The following is an 842-nucleotide window of genomic DNA, read 5'->3' on the forward strand; positions in this document are numbered from 1 at the left end:
GTCACCGCGTCGGCGAAGGTCTCCGATCCGAGGATGAAGTCGATGCGCAGGCCCTCGTTGCGGGGGAAGCGGAGCCGCTTGTAGTCCCAGTACGTGTACCCGGTGGGGATGAGCGGGCGCACCACGTCGACGACGCCCGCGGAGGTGAGGGATGCGAAGGCCTGCCGCTCCGGCGGCGACACGTGCGTGGAGAAGCCCGGCACGATCGTGGGGTCGCCGTTGTCGGCGTCGGTGGGCGCGATGTTGTAGTCGCCGACCAGCGCGAGGGGCAGGCCGGGGTCGGCCGCGAGCACGTCGCGCGTGTGCTTCTCGAGGGCGGCGAGCCAGTGCAGCTTGTAGTCGTAGTGCGGATCGCCGAGGCCCCGGCCGTTCGGCACGTACAGGCTCCACACCCGCACACCGGCGGTGGTCACCCCGATCGCGCGCGCCTCCTGCGGCGCATCCGGCCCCTCGTGCCCCTTCGCGAACCCGGGCATGCCCGGGAAGGCGGTCTCGACGTCGGTCATCGGTTCGCGGCTGGCGACGGCGACGCCGTTCCACTGGGAGAAGCCGTGTGCGCGCACCTCGAATCCGGCGGCTTCGAACGCCTCGTAGGGGAACTGCTCCTCCTTGCACTTGATCTCCTGCATCGCCAGCACGTCGATGTGCTCGCGGACGGCGAAGTCGACGATGCGGTCGACGCGGGCGCGGATCGAGTTGACGTTCCAGGTGGCCAGGCGCATGGATTCCAGCCTAGGCGCGGCCGCCGACTCTCCTAGACTCGACACCATGACCGCCGCCTCCACCGCAGACCTCGAGATCGACCGGCAGAACCTCATCGCGCTGATCAAGGCCGAGGCCGT

General features: G+C 69.8%; 1 protein-coding gene. It reads right to left on the bottom strand.

Annotated elements, in window-relative coordinates:
- Window positions 1-722: exodeoxyribonuclease III (locus B4E30_RS03105; RefSeq protein ID WP_286793441.1), on the bottom strand; the 722-nt coding region annotated here is incomplete at its 3' end.
- Between the last annotated feature and the right edge of the window lie 120 nt (window positions 723-842).

The organism is Microbacterium sp. UBA3394 (assembly GCF_002358725.1).
GTDB lineage: Bacteria > Actinomycetota > Actinomycetes > Actinomycetales > Microbacteriaceae > Microbacterium > Microbacterium luteum.